This window comes from Mesorhizobium sp. WSM4808 (genome assembly GCF_055811675.1).
On record NZ_JBVVQX010000003.1, the window covers coordinates 342672 to 364153 of the forward strand.

At 61.6% G+C, this 21482-nt stretch carries 19 protein-coding genes and 1 tRNA gene; 8 read left to right on the forward strand and 12 right to left on the reverse strand.

Annotated elements, in window-relative coordinates; all coding sequences use genetic code 11:
* Positions 1-73: 73 nt before the first annotated feature.
* Positions 74-1294, forward strand: coding sequence for a lytic murein transglycosylase (locus tag AC0L2U_RS06945; RefSeq protein ID WP_473601617.1), 1221 nt, complete (start codon positions 74-76; stop codon positions 1292-1294).
* A 128-nt stretch (positions 1295-1422) separates the two neighbouring features.
* On the forward strand, positions 1423-2631 hold the full coding sequence (locus tag AC0L2U_RS06950; RefSeq protein ID WP_473601618.1) for an SGNH/GDSL hydrolase family protein: 1209 nt from the start codon (positions 1423-1425) through the stop codon (positions 2629-2631).
* Positions 2632-2652: 21 nt separating this feature from the next.
* Here AC0L2U_RS06950 and AC0L2U_RS06955 read toward each other — a convergent pair whose 3' ends face one another.
* Positions 2653-4107 carry a glutamate synthase subunit beta gene (locus tag AC0L2U_RS06955; protein WP_023810073.1) on the reverse strand — a complete coding sequence of 485 codons (1455 nt, stop codon included), beginning with the start codon at positions 4105-4107 and terminating at the stop codon, positions 2653-2655.
* Positions 4108-4248: 141 nt separating this feature from the next.
* Positions 4249-8985, reverse strand: a complete 4737-nt coding sequence (gltB, locus tag AC0L2U_RS06960) for a glutamate synthase large subunit (protein WP_128290015.1) — start codon at positions 8983-8985, stop codon at positions 4249-4251.
* A 509-nt stretch (positions 8986-9494) separates the two neighbouring features.
* On the opposite strand from gltB, the gene AC0L2U_RS06965 reads away from it, so the two are divergent.
* Positions 9495-10547, forward strand: a complete 1053-nt coding sequence (locus AC0L2U_RS06965) for a threonine aldolase family protein (protein WP_292694256.1) — start codon at positions 9495-9497, stop codon at positions 10545-10547.
* A 69-nt stretch (positions 10548-10616) separates the two neighbouring features.
* On the opposite strand, the gene AC0L2U_RS06970 is transcribed toward AC0L2U_RS06965, so the two are convergent.
* Positions 10617-11084: an Hsp20 family protein gene (locus AC0L2U_RS06970; protein ID WP_013529716.1), complete on the reverse strand. Its 468-nt coding sequence runs from the start codon at positions 11082-11084 to the stop codon at positions 10617-10619.
* A gap of 478 nt (positions 11085-11562) precedes the next feature.
* Between AC0L2U_RS06970 and AC0L2U_RS06975 the strand changes: the two genes are divergently transcribed.
* The gene (locus tag AC0L2U_RS06975) at positions 11563-12540 is read left to right on the forward strand and encodes an alpha/beta fold hydrolase (protein WP_473601619.1); all 978 of its coding nucleotides are present in this window, start codon (positions 11563-11565) and stop codon (positions 12538-12540) included.
* 90 nt (positions 12541-12630) lie between these two features.
* Here AC0L2U_RS06975 and hisN read toward each other — a convergent pair whose 3' ends face one another.
* Positions 12631-13404, reverse strand: a complete 774-nt coding sequence (gene hisN, locus AC0L2U_RS06980; protein ID WP_127290528.1) for a histidinol-phosphatase — start codon at positions 13402-13404, stop codon at positions 12631-12633.
* A gap of 325 nt (positions 13405-13729) precedes the next feature.
* On the reverse strand, positions 13730-14671 hold the full coding sequence (locus AC0L2U_RS06985) for an N-formylglutamate amidohydrolase (RefSeq protein WP_473601620.1): 942 nt from the start codon (positions 14669-14671) through the stop codon (positions 13730-13732).
* Between the two features lie 163 nt (positions 14672-14834).
* Here AC0L2U_RS06985 and cpdR point away from each other — a divergent pair, with 163 nt between their 5' ends.
* The 3 genes from cpdR to AC0L2U_RS07000 all read left to right on the forward strand — a co-directional run bounded on the left by cpdR (position 14835) and on the right by AC0L2U_RS07000 (position 16760).
* Positions 14835-15197, forward strand: coding sequence for a cell cycle two-component system response regulator CpdR (gene cpdR / locus AC0L2U_RS06990; RefSeq protein WP_006199474.1), 363 nt, complete (start codon positions 14835-14837; stop codon positions 15195-15197).
* A 114-nt stretch (positions 15198-15311) separates the two neighbouring features.
* A tRNA-Val gene (locus tag AC0L2U_RS06995) sits at positions 15312-15386 on the forward strand.
* Between the two features lie 102 nt (positions 15387-15488).
* A complete protein-coding gene (locus AC0L2U_RS07000) occupies positions 15489-16760 on the forward strand; it encodes a P-loop NTPase family protein (protein WP_473601621.1) in 1272 nt (423 codons plus the stop codon).
* Positions 16761-16842: 82 nt separating this feature from the next.
* On the opposite strand, the gene AC0L2U_RS07005 is transcribed toward AC0L2U_RS07000, so the two are convergent.
* From AC0L2U_RS07005 to AC0L2U_RS07020, 4 genes are all read right to left on the reverse strand, one after another.
* Positions 16843-18015: a tyrosine-type recombinase/integrase gene (locus AC0L2U_RS07005; protein WP_473601622.1), complete on the reverse strand. Its 1173-nt coding sequence runs from the start codon at positions 18013-18015 to the stop codon at positions 16843-16845.
* 181 nt (positions 18016-18196) lie between these two features.
* On the reverse strand, positions 18197-18439 hold the full coding sequence (locus AC0L2U_RS07010) for a hypothetical protein (protein ID WP_473601623.1): 243 nt from the start codon (positions 18437-18439) through the stop codon (positions 18197-18199).
* Complete coding sequence (locus AC0L2U_RS07015) at positions 18436-18690, reverse strand: hypothetical protein (RefSeq protein ID WP_473601624.1); 255 nt, start codon at positions 18688-18690, stop codon at positions 18436-18438. The genes AC0L2U_RS07010 and AC0L2U_RS07015 overlap by 4 nt, the downstream gene beginning before the upstream one ends.
* Entirely contained in the window at positions 18687-19133 is a 447-nt protein-coding gene (locus AC0L2U_RS07020; protein WP_473601625.1) for a hypothetical protein, read from the reverse strand. The genes AC0L2U_RS07015 and AC0L2U_RS07020 overlap by 4 nt, the downstream gene beginning before the upstream one ends.
* 328 nt (positions 19134-19461) lie before the next feature.
* On the opposite strand from AC0L2U_RS07020, the gene AC0L2U_RS07025 reads away from it, so the two are divergent.
* Positions 19462-19902 carry an Arc family DNA-binding protein gene (locus AC0L2U_RS07025; protein ID WP_473601626.1) on the forward strand — a complete coding sequence of 147 codons (441 nt, stop codon included), beginning with the start codon at positions 19462-19464 and terminating at the stop codon, positions 19900-19902.
* Positions 19903-19906: 4 nt separating this feature from the next.
* On the opposite strand, the gene AC0L2U_RS07030 is transcribed toward AC0L2U_RS07025, so the two are convergent.
* From AC0L2U_RS07030 to AC0L2U_RS07040, 3 genes are all read right to left on the reverse strand, one after another.
* Positions 19907-20272: a hypothetical protein gene (locus AC0L2U_RS07030; protein WP_473601627.1), complete on the reverse strand. Its 366-nt coding sequence runs from the start codon at positions 20270-20272 to the stop codon at positions 19907-19909.
* Positions 20273-20355: 83 nt separating this feature from the next.
* Positions 20356-20700, reverse strand: coding sequence for a hypothetical protein (locus AC0L2U_RS07035; RefSeq protein ID WP_473601628.1), 345 nt, complete (start codon positions 20698-20700; stop codon positions 20356-20358).
* Positions 20701-20771: 71 nt separating this feature from the next.
* The gene (locus AC0L2U_RS07040; protein ID WP_473601629.1) at positions 20772-21440 is read right to left on the reverse strand and encodes a LexA family transcriptional regulator; all 669 of its coding nucleotides are present in this window, start codon (positions 21438-21440) and stop codon (positions 20772-20774) included.
* Positions 21441-21482 lie beyond the last annotated feature (42 nt).

The window sequence follows — 21482 nt, forward strand, 5'->3', positions numbered from 1 at the left end:
CGCCTATGGTAAACTAATTCCTAACCTGGTTCGGCGATGAATGGTCTTTCCTGAGACAGAGAAGGAGGAAAAGATGTCCGTTCGCAATGCCGCAAAAATTTTTACCAGCGTCATGGCGGCAGCCAGCCTATCGCTCGCTCTGCTGATGCCTGGCCCCGCTTTCGCCGATGCCGGTTTCCGGCAGTGGGTCGCCGGCTTCCGCGCCACCGCCGTGCAGAGCGGCGTTTCCGGCGCCCTCTACGACCAGGCCTTCAGGAACATCAGGGATATCGATCCGGTGGTGCTGGAGAAGGCGCGTACGCAGCCTGAATTCACGGCCCCTGCCTGGGACTATTTCGACAATCGCGTCCATGACCAGTCGGTCGCCGTCGGCCAGCAGATGGCCAGGAAATGGAAGCCGTGGCTGGACCGGATCGAGGCCAGGTTCGGTGTCAACCGCTACATCCTGCTGGCCATCTGGTCGATGGAATCGAACTATGGCGAGATCCTCAAGCGCGACGACGTCATGCGCAATGTCGTGCGCTCGCTGGCGACCTTGGCCTATGCCGATCCGAAGCGGGCGAAATTCGCCCGCACCCAGCTGGTCGCCGCGCTGAAGATCCTGCAGACCGGCGACATCGACGAAAGCCATCTGAGCGGATCCTGGGCCGGCGCCATGGGCCATACCCAGTTCATCCCGACCAGCTATCTCCACTATGCCGTCGACATGGACGGCAACGGCAAACGCGACATCTGGAATTCGATTCCCGATGCGCTGGCGACCTCAGCCAACCTGTTGAAGAAGAATGGCTGGCAGGCCGGCAAAACCTGGGGCTACGAGGTTGCTTTGCCCGCTGGAAAGCTTCCCGGCGGCTCGAAAACACTGTCGCAATGGCAGGCGCTCGGCGTGGTCAGGGCCAACGGCAAGCCGTTCAAGAACGGCTCCGACAAGGCGACGCTGAAGGTGCCGGACGGCCGCAACGGGCCGGCCTTCCTGATGATCAAGAATTTCACGGTCATCAAAGCTTACAATAAGGCCGACAAATATGCGCTGGCCGTCGGCCTTCTTGCCGACGAAATCGCCGGCTCCAGCGGTCTCGTGCAGGACTGGAAGCGGCCTTTCACCAAGCTCACTTTCGAGGAAAGGCAGGAGCTGCAGCAGCGGCTTTCCCAACATGGCCTTTATGACGGCAAGTTCGACGGCAAGATCGGCGACGGCTCGAAATCAGCCATCTTGGCCTTCCAGGCGAAGGCCGGCTTGACCCAGGACGGTTACCCGAGCATGGAAGTGCTGAAGTGGCTCCGGCAGAAATAGAGCCGCCTGCGGTGCCGCGCGGCCTTTCGGTCGCGCAAAGGACGCTGTAGCAATCTGGTTGGCACGGCATTTGCCGAGAAATCGATGCGGTTTTTCGGCAGGACCGCGCCAAGGGATGGAGGAAACGATTGGCTTCGGCTGCGCGCATCGCAGGGCTTGTCCGTCGCATGCCGGTGCTCATTCTGGCCGTGATCGTGCTCGCCGTCGGCGTGGCTGGCGCCTTTCACGCGCCGGCCTTGGCGCAGGAGCAGCCAAACCGCGGTTGGTCGTTGCGCGACCTTCTGTTTCCGCGCCGCAGCGAGCGCATCGAGCCACCGCAGGACATCCAGAAGGCAAGGCCCAGGCCCAAGGCGAAAAAACCCCGCGCCCCGCGCCCGCCCGCGGAACCGGAAATCCCGGTGGTCGACAAGGCACCGGACGCCCGCACCGTCCTGGTGGTCGGCGACTTCATGGCGGCCGGCCTCGCCGAAGGCCTCGACACCGCCTTTGCCGAGAATACCGGCGTCAGGATCGTCGTTCGCAGCAATGGCTCGTCCGGCTTCGTACGCGATGATTTCTACAACTGGCCCGAACAGATCAAATCGCTGATCGAGACCGAAAAACCTGCCGCCGTGATCGTCATGCTGGGTTCCAACGACCGCCAGCAGATGAAGGTGGGCGACGTGCGCGAGCAGCCCCGCTCTGAAACCTGGACCAAGGAATATGAGCGCCGGACCGAGGCGTTCGGCAAAGCTGTCGCGGAGGCAAAGGTACCCTTCCTCTGGGTCGGCATGCCGGCGTTCCGGGTGTCGAAGATGACCTCCGATATGCTGGCCTTCAACGACATCTATCATCAGGCCGCTGAAAGCCATGGCGGTGAATTCGTCGACGTCTGGGACGGCTTCGTCGATGAGAACGGTGCTTTCGTCACCAGCGGCCCCGACATCAACGGCCAACCGGTGCGGCTGCGCGCCGATGACGGCATCAACGTCTCGAGGGCGGGCAAGCGCAAACTCGCCTTCTACACCGAAAAACCGCTGCTGAAGATCCTCGGCCTGACCGCGCCTGGAAGCGTGATTACACCGTCCGCTCCGGCGGGCGCACCTGTCGAGGCGCCGGCGCCGGCCGCGGCCCCCATCGTTATCGACCGCACCGCGCCGATGCTGCTCAGCGATCCGGCACTCGACGGTGGCTCCGAATTGCTGGGCGCGACACCGCCGGCGAAGGCCAATCCGGACTTGCCCGGTGAAAAGCTTGTGGTCGAGGGCAAGGCACCGATTGCATCGCCCGGCCGCGCCGACGATTTCTCATGGCCGCCAAAGGCCGCGACCGATACCACGACCGCGATCAATCGTTAGTATCGCCGCACGCTCCTGGGCTCAGCGCGGGAGAACGCTTGACCCCATCAGTGCCTCGTCGATCGAGCGTGCCGCCTGGCGGCCCTCGCGGATCGCCCAGACGACCAGCGACTGGCCACGACGCACGTCGCCGGCCGCATAGAGCCTGTCCACGCTGGTCCGGTAGTCGCGGTCATTGGCCTCGACATTCCTGGAGCGGCGGCTGTCGGTGGCGATCTTCATCTGCCCGTCCAATTCTCTCGCCACACCGGCCGCGGCCGGCCCGGCAAAGCCGATGGCGATGAAAGCGAGATCGGCACGAATGACGAATTCGGTACCGGCGATCGGCTTGCGCTTGTCATCGACCTCGCAGCACTTGACGCCGGTCAACTGGCCTTCTTCGCCGATGAATTCGAGTGTCGCCACCTGGAATTCGCGCTCCGCGCCTTCGGCCTGCGAGGACGAGGTGCGCATCTTGGTCGCCCAATAGGGCCAGACCGAAAGCTTGTCTTCCTTCTCCGGCGGCTGCGGACGGATGTCGAGCTGGGTGACGCGCACCGCACCCTGGCGAAAAGCAGTGCCGACACAGTCGGAGGCGGTATCGCCGCCGCCGACGACGACGACATGCTGGCCGCCGGCGATGATCGGATGCGACGGCCATGCCACCGACTGAATCGGTTCGCCGCCGACACGCCGGTTCTGCTGCACCAGATAGGGCATCGCGTCATGCACGCCGCCGAGATCGTCGCCGGGAATGCCGGCCGCGCGCGGCGTTTCCGAGCCGCCGCAATAGAGCACGGCATCATGTTCGGCGAGCAGCTCGGCAACCGGCTTGTCGACGCCGACATTGACGCCGCAATGGAAGGTCACGCCCTCACCCTGCATCTGCTCGATGCGCCGGTCGATATAGTGCTTCTCGATCTTGAAGTCGGGAATGCCGTAGCGCATCAGCCCGCCGGGCCGGCTTTCGCGCTCGTAGACATGGACATCGTGGCCGGCGCGGCCAAGCTGCTGGGCAGCCGCCATGCCGGCAGGGCCGGAGCCGATGACGGCGACGCGCTTGCCGGTCTTCTTCTCCGGCGGATAGGGCCTGATATGGCCGGTTTCATAGGCCTTGTCGGCGATCGCCTGCTCGACCGTCTTGATGGCGACGGGAATGTCCTCGAGGTTCAGCGTGCAGGCTTCCTCGCAGGGCGCGGGGCAGATGCGGCCGGTGAACTCCGGGAAATTGTTGGTCGAATGCAGGTTGCGGATCGCGTTGTCCCAGTCGCCATTGTAGACGAGGTCATTCCAGTCCGGAATCTGGTTGTGGATCGGGCAACCGGTCGGCCCATGGCAGAACGGAATGCCGCAATCCATGCAGCGCGCGGCCTGTTTCTCGACCTCCTTGTCGGACATCGGCAGCGTGAATTCACGGAAATGCCGGATGCGATCGGAGGCCGGCTGGTACTTGTGCACCTGCCGGTCGATTTCGAGAAAGCCTGTTACCTTGCCCATAGTCCAGTTCCTGCTGTCCAGATGGTGCGGTTTTCGCCGCACCCGTTAACCCCTTGAGGCAGCCATGGCAACCTTGCGCCGGAGGTCAAACTGTCGATGAAGATGGGCCGGGAAGCTTGGGCTCCCCGGCAATTGCAAAGCCTATTCCGCCGCGACGCCCATGCGCATGCGCTCCATCTCGATCAGGGCGCGGCGGTATTCGACCGGCATGATCTTGCGGAACTTCGGCCGGAAAATCGTCCAGTCGTCGAGAATCTCGCGACCACGTACCGACCCGGTGTAATGCACATGGTTGGAAATCAGCTGGTAAAGCCGCTCCTCGTCATGGCTGGTCATGTCGCCGGAGACGTCGACGCGACCCTTGTGATCGAGGTCGCCGCCATGGTGCAGCAGCCTTTCCATCAGATCGTCTTCTTCCGGAACCGGCTCCAGCTCGACCATCGCCATGTTGCAGCGCTCGGCGAAATCGCCCGCCTCGTCCAGCACATAGGCGACGCCGCCCGACATGCCGGCGGCGAAATTGCGGCCGGTCTTGCCGATGACGACGACGATGCCGCCCGTCATATACTCGCAGCCATGGTCGCCGACGCCTTCGACGACGGCGGCGACGCCCGAATTGCGCACGGCGAAACGCTCGCCGGCGACGCCGGCAAAGTAGGCCTCGCCCTCGGTGGCGCCATAGAGCACCGTATTGCCGACGATGATGGACTCGGCGGCGACGATCTTGGCCTCTTCCGGCGGCCGGATGACGATGCGGCCGCCCGACAGGCCCTTGCCGACATAGTCATTGCCGGCGCCGACAAGCTCGAACGAGATGCCGCGCGCCAGGAAGGCGCCGAAGGACTGGCCGGCAGTGCCGGTCAGCTTCACCTGGATGGTGTCCTCGCGCAGACCCTTGTGCTTGAAGCGCTTGGCCACTTCACCCGACAGCATGGCGCCCGCCGAGCGGTCGACATTGCGGATATCGACCTCGATCTTGACCGGCAGCTTGCTTTCGAGCGCAGGCTTTGCCAGTTCGATCAGCTTGCGGTCGAGCACGTCGTCGATCGGGTGCTTCTGGCGCTCGGTCCAGTGCACCGCCTCATGCGGCGCATCCGGCTTGAAGAACATCTTCGAGAAATCGAGCCCGCGCGCCTTCCAGTGCACGATCAGGTCGCGCTTCTCCAGAAGATCACTGTCGCCGATGATCTGGTCGAGATGGGTGTAACCCATCTCGGCGAGCAGCTCCCTCACCTCTTCCGCCACGTAGAAGAAGAAGTTGATGACATGCTCGGGCGTGCCCTTGAAGCGCTTGCGCAGCACCGGATCCTGCGTCGCGACGCCGACCGGGCAGGTGTTGAGATGGCACTTGCGCATCATGATGCAGCCGGCCGCGATCAGCGGCGCGGTCGAGAAGCCGAACTCGTCGGCGCCAAGCAGCGCGCCGATGATAACGTCGCGCCCCGTGCGCAAGCCACCATCGACCTGCAGCGCGACGCGCGACCGCAGACCGTTCAGCACCAGCGTCTGGTGCGTCTCGGCAAGGCCCATTTCCCATGGGCTGCCGGCATGCTTGAGCGAGGTCAGCGGCGAGGCGCCAGTGCCGCCATCATAGCCCGAAATGGTGATGTGGTCGGCGCGTGCCTTGGCGACACCCGCCGCGACCGTGCCGACGCCGACTTCCGACACCAGCTTGACCGACACGTCGGCCGCCGGATTGACGTTCTTCAGATCGTAGATCAGCTGTGCCAGATCCTCGATCGAATAGATGTCGTGATGCGGCGGCGGCGAGATCAGGCCCACGCCCGGCGTCGAATGCCGGACCTTGGCGATGGTCGCGTCGACCTTGTGGCCGGGCAGCTGGCCGCCCTCGCCGGGCTTGGCGCCCTGCGCCACCTTGATCTGCATCATGTCGGAATTGACGAGGTATTCGGCCGTGACGCCGAAACGGCCCGAGGCGATCTGCTTGATCGCCGAGCGTTCGGGGTTCTTGCCGCCGCCAGGCAGCGGCAGATAGCGGTCGGCCTCTTCGCCGCCCTCGCCGGTGTTCGACTTGCCGCCGATCTGGTTCATCGCGCGCGCCAGCGTGGTATGCGCTTCGCGCGAGATCGACCCGAACGACATCGCCCCGGTCGAGAACCGCTTGACGATGTCGGCCGCTGACATGACGTCGTCGAGCGCCACCTTCTTGCGGCCGGTCTCTCCGGCCAGCTTGATCTTGAACAGGCCGCGAATGGTCTGGGCGCGGGCCGTCTCGCTGTCGATCTGGGCGGAATAGTCCTTGAACGTTTCCCACGACCCCTGGCGCACGGCGTGCTGCAAGGTGGCGACCGCGTCGGGCGACCAGATATGCGCCTCGCCGCGCATGCGGAACATGTATTCGCCGCCGACCTCGAGGCTGTTGCGCAGCACGGGGTCGTTGCCGAAACCGTCATTGTGGCGGCTGAGCGTCTCTGCCGCGATCTCGTCCAGGCCGACGCCTTCGATCAGCGTCGCGGTGCCGGTGAAGTATTGCTGCACGAAATCGGTCTTCAGGCCGATGGCGTCGAAAATCTGCGCGCCGCAATAAGACTGGTAGGTCGAGATGCCCATCTTGGACATCACCTTGAGGATGCCCTTGCCGATCGACTTGATGTAGCGCGAAACGACCTCGTAGGCGTCCACTTCCTTCGGCAGTTCGCCACGCTTGTGCATGTCGAGCAGCGTGTCGAAGGCAAGGTACGGATTGATCGCCTCGGCGCCATAGCCGGCAAGGCAGCAGAAATGATGCACTTCGCGCGGCTCGCCGGATTCGACGACGAGGCCGACCGAGGTGCGCAACCCCTTGCGGATCAGGTGATGATGGACCGCGGCCGTAGCCAGCAGCGCCGGGATGGCGATGCGGTCCGGCCCGACCTGGCGGTCGGACAGGATGATGATGTTATAGCCGCCGGCGACCGCCGCCTCCGCCCGCTCGCACAACCGGTCGATGGCGCCCTGCATGCCCGCGGCCCCTTCGGCCGAGCCATAGGTGATGTCGATCGTCTTGGTGTCGAAGCGGTCCTCGGTGTGGCCGATGGAACGGATCTTTTCGAGATCGCCATTGGTCAGGATCGGCTGGCGCACCTCAAGCCGCTTGCGGCGCGAATTGCCGACCAGGTCGAAGATGTTAGGCCGCGGCCCGATGAAGGACACCAGGCTCATCACCAGCTCCTCGCGGATCGGATCGATCGGCGGGTTGGTGACCTGGGCGAAGTTCTGCTTGAAGTAGGTGTAGAGCAGCTTCGACTTGTCCGACATCGCCGAGATCGGCGTGTCGGTGCCCATCGAGCCCACCGCTTCCTGGCCTGTCGTCGCCATCGGCGACATCAACAGCTTGGTGTCTTCCTGGCTGTAGCCGAATGCCTGCTGGCGATCGAGCAGGCTGACATCCTTGCGCAGCGCGCGCGGCTCGACCGGCTTCAGATCTTCGAGGATGAGCTGCGTGTTGGCGAGCCAGGTCTTGTAGGGATGCTTGGTCGCGATCTCCGACTTGAGCTCCTCGTCGGAAACGATGCGCCCCTTCTCCAGGTCGATCAGCAGCATCCGGCCGGGCTGCAGCCGCCACTTCTTGACGATCTTCTCCTCGGGCACCGGCAGCACGCCGGCTTCCGAGGCCATGATGACGCGGTCGTCATCGGTGACGATGTAGCGTGCCGGGCGCAGGCCATTGCGGTCGAGCGTGGCGCCGATCTGGCGGCCATCGGTGAAAACCACCGCCGCCGGCCCATCCCACGGCTCCATCAGTGCCGCATGGTATTCGTAGAAGGCCTTGCGATCGGCATCCATGAGCTTGTTGCCGGCCCAGGCTTCCGGGATCAGCATCATCATGGCATGGCTGAGCCTGTACCCGCCCTGGAACAGGAACTCGAGCGCATTGTCGAAGCAGGCGGTGTCGGACTGGCCGTCGTATGAGATCGGCCACAGCTTCGAGATGTTGTTCCCGAACAGTTCGGAATCGACCGACGCCTGGCGCGCAGCCATCCAGTTGTTGTTGCCGCGCACGGTGTTGATCTCGCCATTGTGGGCGACCATGCGGTAGGGATGCGCCAGCTTCCAAGACGGGAAGGTGTTGGTCGAGAAGCGCTGGTGGACGAGGATCAGCGCGGTCTCGAAGCGCGGATCGATCAGGTCCTTGTAATAGGCGCCGACCTGGTAGGCCAGGAACATGCCCTTGTAGACGATGGTGCGCGCCGACAGCGACACGCAATAGGCGCCGATGTCCTTGTTGTCGTTCTCGGCGTAGATGCGGCCCGATATGACCTTGCGCAGCAGATAGAGCCTGGCCTCGTATTCCTCGTCATCGGTAATGTCTGGCGTGCGGCCGATGAAGATCTGCCGGTGGAACGGCTCGGATGCCACGATGTCAGGCGCCTTCGACAGCGACGAATTGTCGACGGGCACGTCACGGAAACCGATGAGCGGAAGCCCCTCGGATTGCGCCGATTCGACAATGATGTCCTCGATATGGGCGCGAAGGGCCGCGTCCTGCGGCATGAACCAGTGTCCGACGCCGTACTGACCCGCCGGCGGCAGCTCGATGCCCTGGGCCGCCATCTCCTCACGGAAGAACTGGTCGGGAAGCTGCACCAGCACGCCGGCGCCATCGCCGACCAGCGGATCGGCGCCAACGGCGCCGCGATGCGTCAGGTTTTCGAGCACAGCCAGCCCGTCCTTGACGATCTGATGCGACTTCACGCCCTTCATATTGACGATGAAGCCGACGCCGCAGGCGTCATGCTCGTTGCGCGGATCGTAGAGGCCCTGGGCGGAAAAGCCGTTGGCGGTTCGGCTAATATTGGATCGCAAGGTGGTTTTGACGGTTGCCGCTTTCGTCTGCGCGGCCTGGCCGTTCGTCGCAGAGTGCGTCATGTCCGTCATCTCCTGTCCTCCATTCCCAGCCATTCAGGCGCTGGTTTGCCTCGGCAAGCGCTTGGCTCACCCTGATCCTTGTGGCACGTCTTGCGAAATCCTTGCCGAACCAGGCGGCTTTCCGCATGGATCGCATCTGGTAATCGTACAGGCCAGAGTCTGGCTGTCCACCTGTCGCTCGCGGCAACAGCCGGAGAGGCCCAATGATACGCCAATCCGGCTCGTTTTGTGCGACAAAATAAGACAGCACTACTGTCCTAAATTTTTATGGCAGAAATCCGGGACGCACACAAGACCGATTCAGAAAAAACTTGGGCTTTTGGCGACAGAAAATGTCGTCAAGTCCGGGAAAAACGTAAGCTTCAGTCGTCGACCTGGGGTTTGTCGGTTGGCTGGCTTTACTGCTTTTCCGGCGCCTGGCCCCTTGCGGTCCGCTCGCGAAACCGGTCAACTTCAGACTGATTTCCCCAAAACCCGATCTCCCCACCCCCCCGACCTCCCAAGACATAGGCAGATGCATGTTCTTCGCTTCCGACAATTGGGCAGGCGCCCATCCCAATATTGCCGCCGGCCTGTCGGCCAATGCCGGCGGCTTTTCCACCGCCTATGGCGACGGTGCGCTCGACCGGGCAGTCTACCAGCGCTTCAGTGAGATTTTCGAACGCGAGGTCGCGGTGTTCTTCGTCGCCACCGGCACGGCCGCCAACTCGCTGGCGCTCACCGCTTACAACAAGCCAGGCGGCATTTCCTTCGCCCACCGCGAATCGCATGTCATCGAGGATGAATGCGGCGCGCCGGTGTATTTTTCCGGCGGCTCGCGCCTGCATGACATCGATGGCCCGCTGGGCAAGATCGACCCGCACAATCTGGAAAGGACCATCGCCCGTTTTGCGCCCGAAATCGTCCATTGGGGACGGCCGATGGCCGTTTCGATCACCCAGTCGACCGAGGTCGGCACCATCTACGGCCTGGATGAGATCGAGACGATCTCGGCGATCGCCAAGAAGCATTCGGTGCCCCTGCACATGGATGGCGCCCGCTTTGCCAACGCGCTGGTCGCGCTTGAGACGACACCGGCCGAAATGACCTGGAAACGCGGCGTCGACATCCTCTCCTTCGGCGGCACCAAGAACGGCTGCTGGTGCGCCGAGGCGATCGTGCTGTTCGATCTTGATCGCGCCAAGGAATTGGCCTTCCTGCGCAAGCGCGCCGCCCAGTTGTTTTCGAAATCGCGCTTCGTTGCGGCGCAGTTCGAGGCCTATTTCAAGGACGGATTGTGGCTGGACACCGCCCGCCACGCCAACGCCATGGCCGCGCGCCTTGCCGCGGCGATCGAGGATTCGGCAACGGCGAAGCTGGCCTGGCTGCCGCAAGCCAATGAGGTGTTCGCGGTGATCAAGAAGGCCGAGGCTGAAAAGCTGCAGGCAGCGGGTGCCGCCTTCTACGACTGGCACAAGCCGCACGGTTTCGACGGTCATATCGGCGAGGACGAGTTGCTCTATCGCTTCGTCACCAGCTTCGCGACGACGGCCGAAGATGTCGACCGCTTTGGCCAGCTGATCGCAGGATAATCAATATCCCTGACAACAAAAAAGCGGCGCCTTTAGGCGCCGCTTCCGTCTCGGGAGGAGACTTGTACTTTAGGCAGCGGTCTTGGCCTCGATCTGCTTGGCCTTGGCCGAAGACGCCGTAATGGCGATCTTGCGCGGCTTCAGCTCCTCGGGGATGTTGCGCTTGAGGTCGACGAAGAGCAGGCCGTTCTTCAGCGAAGCACCGACGACTTCAACGTGATCGGCAAGCTGGAAGCGGCGCTCGAAAGCCCTTGAGGCAATGCCGCGATAGAGCAGTTCGGACCCTTCGCCGGTGCCCTCGTCTTTGCGCTCACCTTTCACGGTCAGCACATTGCGATGGGCTTCGATCGAGATTTCCTCGTCCGAGAAGCCGGCAACCGCCATCGAGATGCGGTAGGAATCCTCACCGGTGCGCTCGATGTTGTAGGGCGGATAGGTCTGCGCGCCATCCGGCTGCGCAAGCGAATCGAGCATGGTGAAGAGGCGGTCGAAGCCGACGGTCGAACGATAGAGCGGGGAAAAATCAACGTGACGCATGAGGTGTTCTCCTGTTGAGCAACATGGTTTGCGTATGGCCGGTGCGAAACCCTTGAGCGGCGTTTCGGCTAGACCAGCGGCCCCGACATTGGCGACCGCATGAGACATTTGGGGAGCGCCCGAAGGCATTTCAAGATTTCACCCGACGGCAAAAGCCGTGCGGCTGATTCCCAGATGAACGGCAGATGAACCGGCGCTTCGGCGCGCGTTCAGACAGCCGGCGCTAGAGTGCATTCCAGGATCAAGGACTGGCGGCGCCGATCGCACTACAGGCGCCGCAACGAGGCCGACCGGGTGTTAACGTCCCTTCCTCCCGGATCGACAGAGGCCGGAAGCACGCTTTCAAGCGGCTTCCGGCCTTCCCCGTTGCAGCCTCCGTCACCCGGAATTCCTTGGCTTTTGGCGCATGGGCGTCTATCACCTTAGCGGAGCCGGCCAGCGCAGGCGGGCATGCGAGACGCCGAGCACGAAGCGCCGAATGACGGATCTTTTCACCGAAAACTCCCTTTTTCACGAAATCGAGGGCAATCCGCGGCCGGAAAATGCCACCGGCGGCTTCTTCACCACGCGTGACCGCAAGAATATCCGCTACGGCCTGTTCGGCGCGGTCGCTCGCCCGATAAAGGGCACCGTGGTCCTGCTCACCGGCCGCAACGAGTGCATCGAGAAATATTTCGAAACCATCCGCAACCTTGCCGATCGCGGCTTTGGCGTCGCCACGCTCGATTGGCGCGGCCAGGGCGATTCCGACCGGCTGATCCGCGATCACCAGCGCGGCTACGTCAGCAGCTTCCGCGAGTACACCGCCGACCTCGAACAGTTCTTCGAGGAGATCGTGCTGCCCGATTGCCGCGGACCGTACTACATCCTCGCCCATTCGGCAGGTGCCTTGATCACCCTGCTTGCCGCCCCATCGATGGTGAACCGCATCCGGCGCATGATGCTGATCGCGCCCTTCCTGACGCTGCCCGACCTGCCGGTCTCGATCTCGACGGTTCGCCGCGTCTGTTCTCTGTTCTGCGCTCTCGGCCTCGGCCGGCTCTACGCCGCCTGGGGTCCGCGGCCGAGGATTACGGCCCCGTTCGAGACCAACAAGCTGACATCGGACCCGGAGCGCTATCGGCGCAACACACGGATCTATGAAGAATACCCGCAACTGGCGCTTGGCGGGCCGACGATCCGCTGGCTGCAGGCAGCCGCGAAAGCATCGGAAGCCGTCAGCGACCCCGATTTCATGGCTCGGATCCAGGTCCCGCTGCTGATCATCGCCGCCGGCGCCGACCAGGTCGTCTCGACCAGGGCCGTGGAAGCCTACGCCAGGCGTCTGCGGCTCGGTTCGCTGCTGATGATCGATGGCTCCCGCCACGAAATCCTGCAGGAAGCCGACATCTACCGCGAGCAATTGCTCGCCGCCTTCGACGCCTTCATTCCCGGCAGCGACGACCCCACAGCCTGACGGGCGCCGGTCGCTCCCCAAGGGGGGCCGCCGGCAGTAAAACGACTGCTTCAAGCGGTCGGCATCACCTGAATGGCGGCGGACGCTCGTTTAGCCGCGCAGGGCGGCCATGGCGGCGGCATGAAGTTCCGGCGTCGCCGCGGCGAGTACATCGCCGCCCTGTTCCGCCGGCCCGCCATCGAATGTGGTGACGACGCCGCCTGCCTTTTCGATGATCGGGATCAGCGCCACGATGTCGTAGGGCTTCAATCCGGGATCGGCGACGATGTCGACGCTTCCCGAGGCGATCATGGCGAAGGCATAGCAATCGGCGCCATAGCGGGCGAGCTGGATCTGTCTTTCGAATGCATCGTAACGGTTGCGCGCCTCGCCCTTGAACAGGGCCGGCGTGGTGGTGAACAGCGTCGCCTGGTCCAACTTCGTCGTCTTGCGGGTCGTCAGTTTTCGCGGCCCGCCTGGCCCCTCATAATGGGAGCCCGAGCCGTTGGCGTAGAAAAGCTCGCCGGTGAAGGGCTGCGCCATCATGCCGGCAACGGCGTCGCCATCGATCGTCAGCCCGACCAGTGTGCCCCACACCGGCAGGCCGGAAATGAATGCGCGCGTGCCGTCGATCGGGTCGATCACCCAGACGTGCCGGCTCGAAATGTTCTCGCTGCCATGCTCCTCGCCTAGAATACCATGATCGGGATACTCAGCCGATATCAGAGCCCGGATGGCGCGCTCGGCCTCGCGATCGGCCTCGGTGACCGGATCAAAACTGCCCTGTTCCTTGTTGGCGACCGCACCTTGGGCACGAAAGCGCGGCAAGGTCTCCGCCGCTGCCGCCTGCGCGATGCGACGCATGAAATCGATGCTGATGTCCAACTGATTCTCCCGCATTGCAGCATGCCCGAGCCCGGCTTTGCCGCCAATTTCGTGCCAAAACAAGGGTGTCGAGGATTTTTCCGCGACGGCATCTGTTGCCTGGATGTCACACAGGCGCCATCGAAACGCAATTTCCACATCAGAGTGAATTAAAAAAGGCTGAAGGTCGCTTGACATTTGTGCAGCGCACAATACCCTCAATCTCGGACAGGGTTTCCTGTCCATGCCCTCCTTGGGCGTTTCCTCCCTAGACTTCGACCGTATCGTGCAAACGATGCGGTCTTTTTTTATGGCGCCATTCAGTCCGCGGCCAGCGGCAGGTTATTCACTCCGCGGCCAGTGGCAAGTCGATGAAATGATGATCGGGCATCGACATCAGGTCGGCTGAGAACCGCGTCAGATCGTCGGCCAGCGCATCGAAGCCGGCAGCCTTCTCGAATGTCCGCTCGTTCATATAGAGCCCCCGGTTGACCTCGATCTGCAGCGCGTGCAGATGGCGCGCCGGGCGGCCATAGTGCTCGGTGATGAAGCCGCCGGCATAGGGCTTGTTGTGGGCGACCGAATAGCCCATGGCGCTGAGCAGGCCGATCGCGGTGTCGGTCAGGGCGGCCGTTGCCGAGATGCCGAAACGGTCGCCGATGATGAAGTCGGGCCGCTGGCCGCTGTCGCCGACCCTGATGCTCGCCGGCATCGAATGACAGTCGATCAGCACGGCAAAGCCAAACCGCGCATGGGTTCTGGTCAACAGCCGCTTCAGCGTCTCGTGATAGGGCTTGTAGACGGCCTCGATGCGGGAGACCGCTTCGGCCAGCGGCAAGCGGCCGGAATAGATGTCGAGCCCCTCGCCGACCAGCTTCGGCACCGTGCCCAGCCCGCCGGCCACCCGCGCCGAGCGGATGTTGCAGAAGGACGGCACCGGCTCGGCGAACATGCGCGGATCAAGCTCCCACGGCTCGCGGTTGACGTCGAGATAGGCCCTCGGGAAATTCGCCGCCAGCAACGGCGCGCCGAGCGCGACGGTGCCGCCGAACAGCTCATCGACGTAGCAGTCCTCGGACCGGCGGATGGCGTTGCGGTCCAGCCTTGCCATGGCAAGGAAGCGCTCCGGATAGTAGCGGCCGCTATGCGGTGAGTTGAAGAGGAAGGGGACGCGCTGCTCGACGCCCGACCGGATTTCGAAGGGTGGAAAGACCGAAAAATCCTCGGCTGCCGTCTTCAATTTGAACGAACCCGAAAACACCAGTGCATCATGATGTGAAAGTGCCACCTTGCAAGCCTCGTGTCCAGCATTTCGGCCGCAGCACACGCCCGGTAAATATGGATCATCCCCGTCAGCGTTCACTTGATGTTTACCCTCACCTCCTCATATACAGGATGGTTAACGGGCTTGCCCAACGGCAACCTCGGGCGGGTGATTCGGACGGGATATCATGGCACGCATTCTTCTGGCGGAAGACGACGACGATATGCGTCGGTTCCTCGTCAAGGCGCTGGAGCGCGCCGGTTACCAGGTCAGCGATTTCGACAATGGCGCCAGCGCCTATGAGCGGCTGCGCGAGGAACCGTTCTCGCTGCTGTTGACCGACATCGTCATGCCGGAGATGGACGGCATCGAACTGGCGCGGCGCGCCACAGAGATCGATCCTGATCTCAAAGTCATGTTCATCACCGGTTTCGCCGCCGTTGCGCTGAACCCGGATTCCAAGGCGCCGAAAGACGCCAAGGTGCTGTCGAAACCGTTCCATCTGCGCGACCTCGTCAACGAGGTCGAAAAGATGCTGCAGGCGGCCTGAGCCGTTTTTAGCCGAGGCGCCGCACTCTTCGCCACTGCGGCGAGACGACGCCTTCTTTCCTTTTTCCTGCTATTGACGCGCTGGATCAAAAATGGTGTATGCGCGGCTTCGGATGGGCGTGTAGCTCAGCGGGAGAGCACTGCATTGACATTGCAGGGGTCACAGGTTCAATCCCTGTCACGCCCACCATCCTTTCAAAGACTTAGCTAACTTCCTGATTTGCCTGGCACAGAAACGGCACAGAAACCTTCGCCGAGCTGAACGTGGCACCTTCCTAGGGCTGTGAACCAGATGAAGTTTAATCCATTCAACCCCAATGGGCTGATCTCCCCCGGGATTTTCACGGGCCGCTTCGATGAGCTAAAGGCGATCGAGCATGGCCTCTTTCAAGCAAAGCATGGAAATCCGATCCATTTCCTTATTCAAGGGGAGCGAGGGATTGGAAAGTCGTCGTTTTTTTATGTCACCAAACTGACGGCGAACGGCACTATTGCGGCCTTGAGTAGAGATGTATTGAATTTCCTCGTGATCTCAGTGGACTTGGGCGGCACCACGTCACAACTCGATATCGTAAGGACGATTGGGCGCGAGCTGAAAGAGGCCATCGGCGACAGCGCCACATTCAAGGAGAAAGCCAAATCGTTTTGGGACTGGGCTTCCAACTGGGAAATCCTTGGAGTTCGCTATCACAGGGATGCGGCCTCATTCGACCCCCAAGATGCTACTGACACCCTGGTTGCTCGTATGGCCGAGCTATGCGGGGACTTGGTTAACGACATTGATGGGATTCTAATCCTTATCGACGAAGCAGACCGACCGGCCGCTGATGCCAATTTAGGGGAGCTTTGCAAGACGCTGACCGAGCGCCTTGCTCGCCGGTCTTGTAATAACGTCGTTCTTGGTCTGGCTGGGCTTCCAAATTTATTGGGGAAGCTCAAGGCAAGTCATGTATCTTCTCCTCGACTTTTTACGACGATGCTTCTCGAACCGTTGCTGCCAGGAGAGCGGATCTCTGTGATTGAGAGGGGTATTCTCGCAGCCAATGAGAAAAACACAGTCCAGACGAAGATCACTCCCGGCGCGGTGAAACTTTTGGCGGACCTATCTGAGGGGTATCCGCACTTTATTCAGCAGTTTGGATTCTCAGCTTTTCAGTATGACACCAACAATGAGATCGACGAAGATGACGTGCTAAACGGAGCGTTCGCTGAAAACGGAGCCCTTTCGCAACTGGGTGCCAAATATTTCAATGAGATGTACCATTTGAAAATTGCTTCGAATGATTACCGAACCGTCCTCAACACGATGGCTGTGCACGCTGATCAATGGGTTTCTCGTCAAGACATCATCAAAGAATCTGGGCTCGCGGCATCGACGGTCAACAATGCATTGAACGCACTTAAGGCCCGAGAAATCATCGTTGCGGACGAAAGTCGAAAACGGCGTGGATTTTATCGTCTTCCAACGCTCTCGTTCGCGGCTTGGATAAATGCTGCCCAGTCCGCTTCGGAGAAGGCAAGGGCAACCGGCAAGATCTCTGTTCCGCTCACGTCGACGTTCTAACAGCCTCGCCATCGATTGCGGTTATTACCACTTACTACCGCTTATTACCTGTCCTTCGTTGTGCTGCGACGTGGGTTTCCAGCTAAACTTCGGCCGCGTTCTTCTGGAAGTCCACGTGATGATGGCCATAGACCTTATCGAGCGTCTTGGCCGACATGCCGAGCGCGCCTGCCGCTTCCCAAATATCCACGCCCTTGAACATCATCCAGGTTGCGCGCGTGTGGCGCAGGACGTGCGGCGTGATGGCCGGCTGGCCGGTCATGGCCGGATCCAACCAAGCGTTGTCGATTGCCATTTCCCAAGCGGTCCGGACAGAGGCCACGCCCCGGCCCATATAGCTCACGACGTGCAGATAGACCGCCACGGGCTCGCCGGCCTGCCTGGCGGCCTCGTCACGGGCGTTGTCGTCGATGAGCTTCCACCGCCTCAGATGGGCGCTGATCCGCTTGCCAAGGCGCACCGGCGGCTGGCGCTTGTTCGTTTCCGCTACGCCCTCCCCTCGCCGATGCATGACGCCGCGCTGGCTGTCGATCCAACCCCCCGTGGTGTTCGCCATCCATTGGACATTGCAGATCGCCGCGCGCCGGGAGCCGGTGTAGAGCCCGAGCAGTAAGAAGCGGGCCAAATGGCGGTTGATCGCGAACCGGTTCCGGCGCCACCGGTAGTGCTCTCGACGGCTGGCCACGTCGCACCAGAATTCACGGTAGAAGCCCAGTGCGCCAGCAAGCAGCATCGCGGCCTCCGTTCTCGTCAGCCATCGGTCGCGGGCGGGCGGAACATCAGGCATGGTCACTTCCGGCACTGATGCCAGCGGGCCATGTTCTTTGTGCCAATGGTTGATGGCCTTCGACAGTGCGGCGAGTTCGCGCCGAATCGTTCCCGGCTTCACGGTCTTGCCCCGTGCCTTTGCGTATGCCCGGCATGTCTCGCCGCGAACATCCGCCAGCGTCTTCGATCCCCACCAGGGGACGAGCGCGGCGATGGCGTAACCGCTACGCTCGGCAGATTTTTTGTGCGGGGCGTACTCCCGCCCGTAGGCAGTCAGGACTTCGGCGACCGAGAGGCGAGCGAGATCACTTTCGCGGGTGACTGGTTTGAATTTTTCCGCGATGTACTCCCCGAGCCTTTTTTCAGCTCCTGCGCGATCTGGTTCGCCGCAGCCTGTGCGTTCGAAGACCTCGCCGACATCGCGGATGACCCATTCGCGTCGTTTCGGGTCGAGGTAGAGCCGGGCTCCTTTGGCGGGTCTTGGCATTTGGTCATCATTCCTCTCACCGACGAGGGCAACACAAAATCCGCCCTGCCTATACGCACGATGTTAAGCCTGCCACGGCGCGCCTCGGCTCGCAACGTGGCAGGAGTGATGCGATTTCTGAAGAAATGCTGGCAAGCCTCCTTCAGGGTCAGCGGCGAATCCTCGAAAGGATCGGCTGGCGTCATCCGCCGACCCTCGCCACCGCATGCACTGCCTCCCATTTGGTCAGAACAGCCTCGCTCTTTTCGAGAGCGATCCGACCGGCGAAAACCAACATTTCGGCGTCACTCTCATGAACACGATAATTGCTGTTTTCGGCGGGTGTCTCGAAATGGCTGTTCATCCAGGTGAGGACCAGACGGTTTGCCAAGACGGCATCCCGCACTTCGCTTTCAAGGTCGTTGTGGTTCAGGGCGGCGGTCACGAACGCACCGCCTTTCTACTACGAGCATCAGCCATGACTTTTTCGTGGCATGCCGAAGCAGCCTTGACGAGATCGCCCGCCAAGTCGCGGGCGATCCACAAAAGGTCGTGAACGTGTTGCATGGCCTTGGCTATGCGTTCGTCGCTAGGCATAGGCGTTTCTATGGCGACATCGTGCATGACACAGATCAGCGTCTCGACGTGACGGATATCGGATTGCAGGTCGTTCAGGTCGTCGGAAGGCGCAGTCATTTGGCACCGCCTTCCGATTTGCCCAGCGTTTTGACGACGGCGACCATCGTGGCCATGGTGTAGCGATTGACCTCGCCCAAGAAACCGATTTCGACGCCGGTCAGATGGCTGCCGGACGGCTTGCGTTCCTCCTGCCTCACCCGGCACATGTCGTTGACAATGCAGCCCAGCAGCGTGGTGTTGCCGTTCGTGGGATGCTCGCCGATGTAGCGTAGATACTCCTGGGCCAGTTCATGGCCCTTGTCGCAGTCGCGGCCGTAGCTGCCAGTTGCCTCGACATTCCAATAACAGATGCCTGAGCCGACTGGCATTTTCCGGTGCATGAAAGACAGATCGTCGGCAGGGTTCGGCATCTTGGCCGGAGCGCGGCGGGTTTGAACTTTCGCCGCTGCGGTGCTATGTGTTGAGTGTGTCATTGAAACCTCGGTAGGGTTGATTGACATTGGGGAGCCGCCTGCCAGGGCGGTTCATTTCGGGAACGGCGATCAGTTTGAGCTGCCAGGCTCGCCGGTCGCCGTTTTCGTTTCGCGATCCATCCGATCCCGTATGCACCGGACGATTTCTGATGTTTGTGAACTGGCGTTTCGCTCCGCCTGAGCCTTGATGAAGGCTTGAGCGTCGAAAGGGAGCCTAATCTTCAGCTGTCCTGTTTCCACTGTCTCCTCACGTTCCGTTAACGATAAACCTAACAGGTCCCTTGTACCTACTAGGTCCCTCTGGCGTCAAGAACCTAAACGGTCCATACAAGGGAGATTCGTGTGGAGATCGAAAATGGCTCGGCCAAAGCAAAGCGACCCCCAGTTCAAACTCCGGATTCCGTCCGACTTGAAGGAGAGACTTGAACAGGCTGCGACGGCAAACAACAGAGCGATCAGCGCCGAAATGTTGGCCCGGCTCGAACTGTCGTTCAACGAAGTGATCCGCGTCCCTGAGGATTTGCGGCGCCGGCTGCATTTCCACGCGCTAAGCCAAGGACATTCGATCAGTGAGGAAGCCGTAGCCACTCTCGAAACGATATACCCGGAAATCCCAGAGACGGATGAACTGCTTGCTGAACTCAATGACTTGATCGAGCGTGCGGAAGACCTGGAGCGGAAAGGATACACTGTCAAAAACGATCGCCTGTTCAAGCGACGGGTCAGCGAGCATATCGGCAAGCTGCGGGAAAGCATTACAACGCTTTTGCAGGTCGGGGAGATCGACAAGAAGTAGCCGATCACGCTGCGACATCCCGCAGCAAGAACGTCATGACGGTGTGCGAAGCCCGCTCGTCGACATTGTTGCCAAGCTCACCGCCCTCATAGTCGCCGGGCTTCGACGACGCGTAGTGCAGCCAGCCCCATATCATGGCCATGGCCTTAACACCTTCCAGCGTCACGGGCCGGTACCCAAGCATTTGCCGCGCCAGCAGGGCGCAACGGTCGTGAGTGCTGTCGATTTCAGGGGTGCTGTTGCCGATGCTGGCCAGATCGGCCGCAACAAAGGCGGCGCGCTCTGCGGCCCAGGCTTCGCGAAACTTGGCGCCAAGGGCGATCAGATCAGTGTCAGGGGCGCAAGTTGCAGTAACGACGTGCTGTTTCATAACGAGAGCATCCTTCAGATTTGATCGTGTCGCGTTTGGGCACTCATCAATTCGGATTTCTCCGAATCCCCTTCTGACTGCTTTCAGAATTCCCATGCGCTGCTTGACCGGGCGTAGGCCATGCCGTGCAAGTCCATCTTGGTTTCGTATTCGGAAACGCAGCGCACAGCGGCCAGGTACAGCGGCAGGCGATATGCGAGTTGCTGGCGGGCATAGCCGACAAACTTCGGGCTGTGGCGGCGGACGGTGGTGGTCAACACCTCGTCGCGCTGGGCGATTGTGGCGAGGTGCTGCTTGATGAAAAGAAGATGGTCGGCCACTTCGCGCAGCGAGTAGCGCCACGCGGTGGCGAGACGACCTTGAGCGTCGACATCGAGGCCCAGCGGGCGGGCGAGATCGGCGAAGACCGAAGCGGCGGCGGTGTGCATGGTGGCTCCATCGAGTTGATGAAGCTTACCTTAAGGGGTAATTTCCCCTCGGGTCAATAGGCTATTTCCCCCTATGCGCTTTTCAGCCCAAGATTGCCTTGGATGCCGCCTTGCTTTGCGACCCGGTGGAGCGACTTGGGTGGGAACACCGTGAATATCTCTCCTACCCAGGCAAGGTGGACGTTTTCGATCGGCTGGGCGTTCCACGACATAAGGTTGACGCGGTCACGCTGGTTAGCGCGGAATATCGTTTTGATGAACCGGCGGCCGTCGCTAGTGCGAACCGCGGCTTCCTCGCCGTAAAAGCTTTCCGTGGATCGGCGCTGCTCACGGTAGACGATCAAGACAGCGCCGTCACGGAACTGAGGGAGCATCGAACTGCCGCGCACTTGAAATGCGATCATGTCAGCGGGCAATGCGAAAGGCACCGGAATCTGGTCAAGGCCGTCCTCAGGAACCTGTTCGAAATCCGGCTCCACCTCAGCACCAGCGCCGACAAAGCCCATAAGCGGAACCATGCGGGGGCTGTCTGGTGGAATGTCCTCGCCCATAATCTCGGCGACCGTCGTGCCGAGGATCGCCACTAGCCGCGAAAATTTGTCCAAGCTCGGGCGGCGCCCGCGCTGGAGCATGTCTCGAACAAACGATTCATTGAGCCCCGCCGCCAGCGATAACGATTTCATCGTGTGGCCCTGGGCCTCCATCCGCTCGCGGAAACGAGCGTCCCATTCGTTATTCACCGTGTTTTTTCCCCTTATGCTAAACGCTCGGGAGGTTTTAGC

Excerpts from the sequence above, each read along its gene's own strand:
- AC0L2U_RS06945 (WP_473601617.1), top strand. The coding sequence starts at position 74 with ATGTCCGTTCGCAATGCCGCAAAAATTTTTACCAGCGTCATGGCGGCA.
- AC0L2U_RS06955 (WP_023810073.1), bottom strand. The coding sequence starts at position 4,107 with ATGGGCAAGGTAACAGGCTTTCTCGAAATCGACCGGCAGGTGCACAAG.
- gltB (WP_128290015.1), bottom strand. The coding sequence starts at position 8,985 with ATGACGGACATGACGCACTCTGCGACGAACGGCCAGGCCGCGCAGACG.
- AC0L2U_RS06965 (WP_292694256.1), top strand. The coding sequence starts at position 9,495 with ATGTTCTTCGCTTCCGACAATTGGGCAGGCGCCCATCCCAATATTGCC.
- AC0L2U_RS06970 (WP_013529716.1), bottom strand. The coding sequence starts at position 11,084 with ATGCGTCACGTTGATTTTTCCCCGCTCTATCGTTCGACCGTCGGCTTC.
- AC0L2U_RS06975 (WP_473601619.1), top strand. The coding sequence starts at position 11,563 with ATGACGGATCTTTTCACCGAAAACTCCCTTTTTCACGAAATCGAGGGC.
- cpdR (WP_006199474.1), top strand. The coding sequence starts at position 14,835 with ATGGCACGCATTCTTCTGGCGGAAGACGACGACGATATGCGTCGGTTC.
- AC0L2U_RS07000 (WP_473601621.1), top strand. The coding sequence starts at position 15,489 with ATGAAGTTTAATCCATTCAACCCCAATGGGCTGATCTCCCCCGGGATT.
- AC0L2U_RS07005 (WP_473601622.1), bottom strand. The coding sequence starts at position 18,015 with ATGCCAAGACCCGCCAAAGGAGCCCGGCTCTACCTCGACCCGAAACGA.
- AC0L2U_RS07015 (WP_473601624.1), bottom strand. The coding sequence starts at position 18,690 with ATGACTGCGCCTTCCGACGACCTGAACGACCTGCAATCCGATATCCGT.
- AC0L2U_RS07020 (WP_473601625.1), bottom strand. The coding sequence starts at position 19,133 with ATGTCAATCAACCCTACCGAGGTTTCAATGACACACTCAACACATAGC.
- AC0L2U_RS07025 (WP_473601626.1), top strand. The coding sequence starts at position 19,462 with ATGGCTCGGCCAAAGCAAAGCGACCCCCAGTTCAAACTCCGGATTCCG.
- AC0L2U_RS07030 (WP_473601627.1), bottom strand. The coding sequence starts at position 20,272 with ATGAAACAGCACGTCGTTACTGCAACTTGCGCCCCTGACACTGATCTG.
- AC0L2U_RS07035 (WP_473601628.1), bottom strand. The coding sequence starts at position 20,700 with ATGCACACCGCCGCCGCTTCGGTCTTCGCCGATCTCGCCCGCCCGCTG.